This window comes from Curtobacterium luteum (assembly GCF_014646995.1).
In the GTDB taxonomy this organism is placed as follows: Bacteria; Actinomycetota; Actinomycetes; order Actinomycetales; family Microbacteriaceae; genus Curtobacterium; species Curtobacterium luteum.
Genome location: NZ_BMOI01000016.1, coordinates 58955 through 67424, shown reverse-complemented (window position 1 = coordinate 67424; position 8470 = coordinate 58955). Strand labels below are relative to the sequence as shown.

General features: G+C 74.4%; 10 protein-coding genes. 3 read left to right on the top strand and 7 right to left on the bottom strand.

Annotated features, from left to right (window positions below):
* Positions 1-12: 12 nt before the first annotated feature.
* The 4 genes from fdhD to mobA form a co-directional block, all read right to left on the bottom strand.
* On the bottom strand, positions 13-888 hold the full coding sequence (fdhD, locus tag IEY20_RS15385; RefSeq protein WP_188889284.1) for a formate dehydrogenase accessory sulfurtransferase FdhD: 876 nt from the start codon (positions 886-888) through the stop codon (positions 13-15).
* 71 nt (positions 889-959) lie between these two features.
* Positions 960-2123, bottom strand: a complete 1164-nt coding sequence (locus tag IEY20_RS15380) for a molybdopterin molybdotransferase MoeA (RefSeq protein ID WP_175327572.1) — start codon at positions 2121-2123, stop codon at positions 960-962.
* Positions 2120-2386 (bottom strand): DUF6457 domain-containing protein, encoded by a 267-nt coding sequence (locus IEY20_RS17180; RefSeq protein WP_204620560.1) that lies wholly within the window; start codon positions 2384-2386, stop codon positions 2120-2122. The genes IEY20_RS15380 and IEY20_RS17180 overlap by 4 nt, the downstream gene beginning before the upstream one ends.
* Positions 2387-2394: 8 nt before the next feature.
* Positions 2395-3021, bottom strand: a complete 627-nt coding sequence (gene mobA / locus IEY20_RS15370; RefSeq protein WP_175327571.1) for a molybdenum cofactor guanylyltransferase — start codon at positions 3019-3021, stop codon at positions 2395-2397.
* Between the two features lie 87 nt (positions 3022-3108).
* Between mobA and IEY20_RS15365 the strand changes: the two genes are divergently transcribed.
* Positions 3109-3387, top strand: a complete 279-nt coding sequence (locus tag IEY20_RS15365) for a DUF4190 domain-containing protein (RefSeq protein ID WP_175327570.1) — start codon at positions 3109-3111, stop codon at positions 3385-3387.
* Between the two features lie 24 nt (positions 3388-3411).
* Here the strand turns inward: IEY20_RS15365 and IEY20_RS15360 are convergent, their stop codons facing one another.
* The 3 genes from IEY20_RS15360 to IEY20_RS15350 form a co-directional block, all read right to left on the bottom strand.
* Positions 3412-5484, bottom strand: coding sequence for an ArnT family glycosyltransferase (locus IEY20_RS15360; RefSeq protein WP_175327569.1), 2073 nt, complete (start codon positions 5482-5484; stop codon positions 3412-3414).
* 86 nt (positions 5485-5570) lie between these two features.
* Complete coding sequence (locus IEY20_RS15355; protein ID WP_175327568.1) at positions 5571-6215, bottom strand: TetR family transcriptional regulator; 645 nt, start codon at positions 6213-6215, stop codon at positions 5571-5573.
* 24 nt (positions 6216-6239) lie between these two features.
* Positions 6240-6395, bottom strand: a complete 156-nt coding sequence (locus IEY20_RS15350; protein ID WP_175327567.1) for a hypothetical protein — start codon at positions 6393-6395, stop codon at positions 6240-6242.
* 110 nt (positions 6396-6505) lie between these two features.
* Here IEY20_RS15350 and IEY20_RS15345 point away from each other — a divergent pair, with 110 nt between their 5' ends.
* The gene (locus IEY20_RS15345) at positions 6506-7072 is read left to right on the top strand and encodes a TetR/AcrR family transcriptional regulator (protein ID WP_175327566.1); all 567 of its coding nucleotides are present in this window, start codon (positions 6506-6508) and stop codon (positions 7070-7072) included.
* Between the two features lie 413 nt (positions 7073-7485).
* Positions 7486-8469 carry a phosphate ABC transporter permease subunit PstC gene (pstC, locus tag IEY20_RS15340; protein WP_175327565.1) on the top strand — a complete coding sequence of 328 codons (984 nt, stop codon included), beginning with the start codon at positions 7486-7488 and terminating at the stop codon, positions 8467-8469.
* Position 8470 lies beyond the last annotated feature (1 nt).

The window sequence follows — 8470 nt, the reverse complement described above, 5'->3', positions numbered from 1 at the left end:
GTGGCTGCTTCGTCATCGTGCGCTCACGGTCTCTCTCGGTGCGGCGGAGGCGGGGGCCGACTCCATGATGCGCTCGGCGCGGCTGTAGACGACCATGCTCTGCCCGCGGAGGAAGCCGACGATCGTGATCCCGACCTCCTTCGCGAGGTCCACGGCCACCGACGACGGCGCGGACACCGCCGCGAGCACGGGGATGCCGGCCATCGACGCCTTCTGAGTCAACTCGAAGCTCGCGCGCCCGGAGACCATGAGGACGGTGCCACTGAGGGGGAGTCGGTCCTCCTTCACGGCCCAGCCGATCACCTTGTCGACCGCGTTGTGCCGCCCGACGTCCTCCCGGAGCACGAGCATCCGCCCCGTGGCGCCGTCGAAGAGCGCCGCCGCGTGCAGGCCGCCGGTCTTCTCGAACACGTCCTGCGCCTCGCGGAGCCGGTCGGGGAAGGTCGCGAGGAGCGCCGGGTCGAGCACGAGGTCGTCGTGGAGCACCGCGTGCTGGGACTTCGTGCGCACCGCGTCGATGCTGGCCTTGCCGCAGAGGCCGCAGGAGCTGGTCGTGTAGAACGCCCGCTCCAGGCTCGGGTCGGGCGCGGGCACGCCGGCAGCCAGGGTGACGTCGAGCACGTTGTACGTGTTCAGCCCCTCCTCGGTCGCGCCGGCGCAGTACCGGGCAGCCGCGAACTCGTCACCCCGGGCGATGACGCCCTCGGAGACGAGGAAGCCCGCCGCGAGGTCGACGTCGTGGCCCGGTGTGCGCATCGTGATGGCGAGCGCCGAGCCCCCGACGCGGATCTCGAGCGGCTCCTCGACGGCGAGCAGGTCCTCCCGGACGGAGCGGGAGGTGGCGACGGTGATGCGCGTGACCCGCTTCCGGGCGGTGATCCGGTTCATGGCTCGGGTCTACCACCCCGGGCCGCGTCGGACCAGGGTGCGCGGCCGCGGTGCGGTTCCCGGCCGGTCGCTCACCAGGGCAGCGCGAGCGCGGGCACCTCGTCGCCCGCCCGCGCGCCCACGTCGACGACCATCAGCCCGTCCGCGTCGGCGAGCCCGCGCAGCATCGCCGACGTCTGGTGCGCGGCAGGGACCGCTCCGTCCGGCGTGGCCCGGTAGGCGAGCACGAGCGCGCCCGGCCGGTCGACCGGGACGTCGACCGCCAGCCGGACCGAGCCGGGCGCCGCGAGCGGCCGGCCGGTGAGCCCGGCGACGAGGGGCCCTCCGAGCAGCACGGCCCCGACCATCGCGGCCATCGGGTTGCCGGGGAGGCACAGGTACAGCGTGCGACCCCGCCGTGCGAGCATCGCCGGTCGACCCGGACGGACGTCCACCCGGTCGACGACGAGTACGGCGCCGATCCTGCCGAGCGCGCCGCGCACGTGGTCGGTCGACGACCCGGCCGTCCCGCCCGTGGTCACGACCAGGCATTCGACCGCGCCGGCCAGTGCCCGCTCCGTCACGTCCGGGTCGTCCGGGACCCGCAGCGTCGATGCCGGACCCGCCCCGAACGCACCGAGCACCGCGGGCAGGGTCGTGGAGAACACGTCCCGCACCTGCCCGGGCCGCGGGACGCCGTGCTGCACGATCTCGTCGCCGAGCACCGCGACCCGCACCGTGGGGGCCGGGACGACGTCGACGGCGTCCACGCCCGAGGCTGCCGCGAGCGCCACGCGGGGCGGGGTGAGCACGGTGCCCGCGGGGAAGAGCCGCTGACCGACGGCGACCTCCTCGCCGGCGGGACGGACGTGCCGGCGGGCGCTGGTCGTGTGGCGCACGAGCCGTCCGTCCACGACGTCGGCGTCCTCGGACCGCACGACCGACGCGGTGCCGGGCGGCACCGGTGCGCCGGTCGTGATCGGACGTGCCTGTCCGGCCCGCAGCACTCCGGTCGAGGGCTCCGCGCCCGCGACGATCGGAGCGCCGAGCACCCAGGGCCCGGCACCCGCGACCGCCCACCCGTCCATCGCCGCGCCGTCGTGGCCGGGGACCGCACCCGGGGCGTGGAGGTCCGAGGCGAGGACGCGTCCCAGCGCCGCCGCCAGGTCGGTCGGTTCGCCGGTCTGGCGGAGCAGCGTCCCAGCCGCGTGCGCGGCGGCTCGCGCGTCGGTCCAGCGTGGGGCGGCCGGGCTCACGCTCCGCCCTGGTCGGCCCGTGCGACGGCGAGCCGGGTCGCGGTCGCGGTCGCGTCAGCCAGGTCCTCGGCGCTCCCGCCACGCAGGCCCGCCGCGTACCCGACGAGGAACGTCGTGAGCGGAGCCGCCGGGCGTGCGACCCCGTGCGCCGCGTCACGCGCGAGGTCGAGCACCGTGCTGATGTCGACGGGGGAGTCCGCGGGGAGCCCGAGGGCCTCGGCGAGCTCCGTCCGCCACGCTGCGAGGACGTCGTCAGTGGTCATGGCGTCAGTCAAGCAGGGTCGCGACGCCCCCGGGGGTTCGAGCAGGTCCAGGTGCGTCCTCCGGACGCGAGTCGTCCCGCCGCCTCCGGGGTGTCGACGTCCGCGCAGAGCGCCGACGGCACCGGGACCTCGACGAGGTCGAGCGGTGCGGTGAGGCGACGGAGCGACGCGCCGTCCACCTCGTCGAGCGCGTCGACCGCGGCGCGGAGGGGCGCCGACCGGTAGCACGCGAGGAGGGGCTGCCGCCGCCCGTCGTCGTCGACGGCGATCCACCCGTCCGCCCCCGGGGTCGTCCCCGCGCGGAGCACCGCCACCGCCTCCGCCGGACGGACGAGGTCGCACGCCAGCACGAGCGTGGTCGGCGCGCTCGCCGGGATCGCACGGAGGGCCGCCGCGAGCCCGCTCACCGGACCGCCGAAGGGCGGTTCCTCGTGCACGAGGACGGCGTCGGCAGGAGCACGGGCGGCGTCGCGGAGGCCCACGACCACCAGTCGCTCGGCCCCCGTCGCCGCGGCGACGGCACGCTCGAGGAGCGTCCGTCCGGGGCTGCCGAGCGCTGCCTTGTCGAGGCCGCCGAGCCTGGTGGCGCGGCCGCCGGCGAGGACGACGGCGTCGAAGGGGTGCGGCTGGGACACACCGGCACGGTACTCGTCAGGTGCGGCACCCGGCCTGGAGGCACGGCTCGGCTCCGGCGGTGAGGATCGCTCTGTACCGTGGTCACGATGGACGGTCAGGACGTGGAGGTGACGCCGCCGCGGTCAGCAGCGCCGCGGACGAACGGGATCGCCGTGGCCGCGTTCGTCGTCGCCTTCGTCGGCGGGTTCGTCGGCTCGGTGCTCGGGTTCGTCGCGCTGCGGGAGATCCGCCGGACGGGCGAGGGCGGGCGGGGCCTGGCGACGGCGGCGATCATCGTGGGCTTCGCCCTCACCGCGGTCGTCTGGGCGGCGGGCATCGCGATCGCCGTGTCGATCGTGCACCAGAGCGGTACCGCACCGGCGTGACGACGCCGGGAGCCGTCCGCCGGGTCAGCGGCAGCGCACGAGCGTGAACGACGAGCCGGCCTGGTCGCCGAACGGGTTCGTCGACCGCGGGTGCCCGACGGGGACGGCGCCCCAGCTGCGCACCGTCCGGCAGCCGAGGGCATCGGTCGCCTCCACCACGGGGGCGGTGGGCGACGCCGAGGGAGCGAGCACGAACAGCCGCTCCGCGCCCGAGGCCACGAGCCGGTCGATCTGCGCGACGGTGAAGACCGGGACGTGGCCGGAGAACCCGCCGTCGGTGAGGACCTCGCGCCCGGTGTCGCTGATCACGTCGGCGGACACGCGCCACGAGTCGGTCATGAAGAGCGGAGCTCCGTCCCGCCCGCCGCCCGCGCGCTCGGCAGTGGTGACGAGTGCCCGCTCGGCCGGGGTCAGCGTGGAGTGCCCGCCCCAGACGTCCGGGGCGGAGACGCGGAAGGCCGAGCTCGGGACGACGCTGCGGTCCGCGCCGAGCATGCCGCTCCTGGCGAGCGCGAAGGCCCGGTCCGGGGTGCGCCCGCCGAACGCGTAGGCACCCGTGCCGACACCGACCGAGGCGTCCCCACCGCTGCCGTCCCGGGCCGCGTCGAGCGCCTGCAGGGAGAAGCACGCCGGGCCGAGTACGACCGACGCGACGAGCAGCGCCGCAGCCGTGCGCCGTCCGCGTCCGTGGGGTCGCACCGACACCCCGCCCCAGCGCACGAGGAGGGCGATGAGCGCGGCGATCGTCGCGCCGACCGCGACCGCGCCGAGCGCCACGGGCTCCGACGACGAGCGTGCCAGCCACGTCCACCACGCGCCCTGGACGACGAGGAGGGCGACCGGCACGACCCGGAGGCGCCGGTCGGCGGCTCCGACCATCCCGGCCGCACCCCACCAGCCCACGGCGCCGAGGAGCGCCAGTTGCACGCCGATCCCGGCCACGTAGGCGGTGTGCGGCAGCCGCATGACGGACAGCACGACGGTCGCGGTGACCAGCCACACGACGACGGCGACGAGCGCGGCGAAGGCGGGGCGGGCCTCCCTGCCGGTGCGACCCGGCCACCAGCGGGCCGCGCCGATGCCGATGCCGGCGAGTGCAGCAGGCCACGACCACCCGACCTGGCTCGCGTAGCGGGGGGAGAACAGCTGGAGGAGTGTGCGGCCGCCGGCGTGCTGCCCACTCCCGACACCGTGGAAGGCGTGGCCGAGGTGCGATCCGGCACGGGCGAACGCACCGCCGATCGTGCTCACCGCACCCGGCCAGATCCCGGGCAGGAACCGGTCGAGGCCGTTGTAGCCGAACACCATCGCGAACACGCTGTCGTCGGTCGACCCGTCGACGTACGGGTGGTCCGCAGCGGGGAGGAGCTCGACGACGACCGACCAGGCGAGGCTCGCCACGAGCGCCGACGCGACGAGCACCGCGACGTGCCCGAGTGCGCGGCGCCAGCGGACTCCCGGGACGGCGAGGGCCACGACCGTGCCGACGACGAGCGCCGGCAGGACGAGCCAGGCCTGCAGCATCTTCGCCTGGAAGCCGATCCCGACGAACAGGCCGGCGAGCAGGAGCGGCCACGACCGCCCGGTCAGGACCGAACGCTGCCACCAGACGAGGGCGACGGCCAGCGCCATCGTCAGGAGTCCGTCCTCCATCGGGTGGCCGAACATGGAGACGAAGATCGGGGTGGCCGCGGCGAGGGCTGCGGCGACGAGGCCCGCCCGGGCTCCGGCCAGACGCAGGCCGACCACCGACACGGCGAGCGTCGTGACGGCGCCCTCGACGACCTGGGGGAGCGCGAGCGCGGCGGTGGACATGCCGAACACGTGCACGCTGATCGCCTGCGGGACCGCGAAGCCCGCGAGCTTGTCCAGCGTCACGGTGGCGGACGGGTCGAAGGAGCCGCTGAGGAACGCGGGGAGGGACTCGGACATCGACCGGGCGGCCGCGGCGTAGAACTCGGAGTCACCGCCGCGGGCGAGGTTCCAGCTCGTCAGGACGGCGCCGAGGACGACGACGGCCACGAGGACGGCCTGGTGCCGCCGGGTCTGGTGCAGCCAGCGGGCGGGTCGCGTGCCGGTGCGGTCGGACGTGCTCATGGCGGCACTGTGCTGCGCTCACCGATGAAGGAGCCGGACGAGCACCGATGCGACGCATCGGGTTCACTCAGGAGGCGTTCAGCGGATCAGCGCTGCGCGGGTGCGGCTGCGGTGGCACGGGCGATGATCTCGTCCACACGAGTCGCCGGCACCCCGACGTCCCGCAGCACGATCGCCCAGCTCGAGCAGAGCGTGTCCTCGATCGGGGTCCGGCTCAGGCGGTAGAGGGCCGCGGCGTGGGCCCCGAGCGCGCCGACGAGCAGCCGGCGGGTCAGGACCGATCCGTCGACGTCGGTCCGGACGTCCCCGTTCGCGACCGCGGCGGCGACGTTCGCGCGGACGAACGCGACGGCGTCGGCCGCGCGCGCCGGGGCCATCTCCTCGTGGTGCTCCAGGAGCAACCGGATCGCGCCGTGGGCGATCGGGCTCGTCGCGTCGAGCCGGGCACCGGCCACGAGCGCGGTCAGCAGGGCGTCGAGCCCTGGCGCCTCCGTGGCGCGGACCTCGTCGAGCGCGGCGCGGAGGCGGTCGAAGTGGGCGTCGAGCACCGCGGCGGCGATGGCGTGCTTCGACGGGAACTGGTCGTACGGGATCGCCGACTTCGGCTTGCCGAGCACGGCGGCGATCGAGGCGAACGTCGTACCCGCGTACCCGTGGCGGGCGAACTCCCGGGCCGCAGCCTCGATGATGAGGCGTCGGGTCCGCGCTCGTTGCTCCTCGCGCTGGCTCATCCGACGATCCTAGGCAGGGTGGTCTCAGGGCACCTCGACCGGGACCCCGCGCCGGGTCAGGTGGTCGCGCCCGAAGCCGCAGTCGCACACGACGGCGATCGACTCGCCCGTCGTCAGCAACTCGAACCGCTCGAGGTGCAGCACCTTCGAGCGGTCCTCCGATCCCGTCGTCCCGCTCACGTGCATGTCCCCTCGACGCCCTGATCGTCCGGTAGACGAGCGTATGCCGAGTCTGTACCGGGCCGGTACCCCTCGGACGCGGGTGACCGCTGCACCGGTAGCGTGTCGGCATGCCCCGCTTCACCCCGCCGCCGGCCGACGCCGTCCGGGCCCGCCTGCTCGACGCCGCGCGGGACGAGTTCGCCGAGCACGGCGTCACCGGCGCGAAGGTCGAGCGGATCGCAGCGGCTGCGGGCAGCAACAAGGCGCAGCTGTTCCACTACTTCGGCGGGAAGGACGGCCTGTACGAGGCCCTCTACGTCCAGACCGTGACCGAGCTCGCCGCCGAGGTCCCCCTCGACGTCGACGACCTCCCGGAGTACGCCGGCCGCCTCCACGACGTGCTGGTCCGACGGCCGTGGGTGCAGCGGCTCACCACCTGGCACCGACTCGAGGGACGTGCGATCGAGGCGCTCGCCGAAGCCCGGGCCGAGTCCGTCGCGGCCGTCGAACGCGCGCAGCGGGCCGGCGTGCTCCCGCGGTCGTTCCGGCCCGCGGTGCTCCTCGGGCTCGTCGAACAGCTCGCGGCGTTCTGGGCCGAGACCGCACCGGAGGGTGCGGCGCTCGTCGCCGCAGTGGCGCCGCCGCGCCGGCGGCAGGTCGTCGTCGACGCCGTGGCGGCGCTGCTCGCGCGCTGAGGCGCATCCTGCGCTGACCCGCGCCGACCGGAGTCTCGTGGACGGGCGGGGGCGCGAGTCGGTCGTGACCACCCGACGGACGGGAGGCACGGTGCAAGACCGCCCCGCGCCTCCCGTCCGGATCGTTGGTTCCTGGTACGAACCATCGCCCTGACCGGGGCTTTTCGACGCCCGAGGCGTGTGCCCCGATCGGCGTACCCCGGAACGGTCGGTCCGCCCCCCGAACGGAGGTCTCCTGACGCACCCGGACCTCGGAATGCGCTCAGGAACACCGTTCGTTCACCTGCGGTCCGCCGACCGGACTCCCAGCAGAGGGCATCTGTTGGCTGTACGACTGCCAATCTCGTCCCCGCCGGAACGACGAGCAGCGCTCACCGGCACCTCCGATCCGCTGCTCACAGGAATCCCGAAGGATGCCGTTGTCCACAGATTCGCCCCGCCTGCTGACGGTCGTGCGGGACCCCTCGGACGTCAGGTTCCGGTTCATCGCCCGCGCGGGCGGTGTCGCCGTCCTGACGATCATGCTGCTCGTCGGGCTCTTCCTGACGTTCCGGGCGTCGCAGGCCCTCGGGGTCGCCGGTTTCGGCTTCCTCACCACGCAGGCCTGGGGCCCGGACGCGCACCGGTTCGGCATCGCCGCCGTGCTCGTCGGGACGATCCTCATCGCCGGGGTCGCGATCGTCTTCGCGGTGCCGCTCTCGCTCGGCACCGCGCTCTACATCACCGAGTACGCGCCCCAGCGGATCCGGAAGGCCTTCATCGGGCTCGTCGACCTGATGGCCGCGATCCCGAGCGTCGTCTACGGCCTCTGGGGGTTCTTCTTCCTGCAGGGCCAGATCACGCCGGTGTCCCGCTGGATCTCGCAGTGGTTCGGCTGGATCCCGCTGTTCCACGTCTCGGGCGTCGACCTCGACGATCCGCTCGCGTCGCCGACGTCGTACACGGCGTCCACGTTCATCGCGGGCATCGTCGTCGGGCTCATGATCACGCCGATCGTGACCTCGATCATGCGGGAGGTGTTCTCGCAGGCGCCCCTCGGGGAGCGGGAGGGCGCCCTCGCGCTCGGGTCGACGAAGTGGGGCATGATCCGCTCGGTGGTCCTGCCCTTCGGTCGCGGCGGGATCATCGGCGGCACGATGCTCGGGCTCGGCCGGGCGCTCGGCGAGACCATCGCGGTCTACATGATCATCTCGCCGGTGTTCGTGATCCAGCCGCACATCCTGCAGGCCGGCGCGAGCTCGGTGTCGTCGCTCATCGCGCTCCGCTATGGCGACGCGACCCCGTTCGGCATGTCCGCGCTCATGGCGGCCGGACTCACGCTCTTCCTGATGACGCTCTGCATCAACTTCGCGGCGTCCGCCGTCGTCGCCCGGTCGCGTTCGGGAGCGAGCAGCTAGC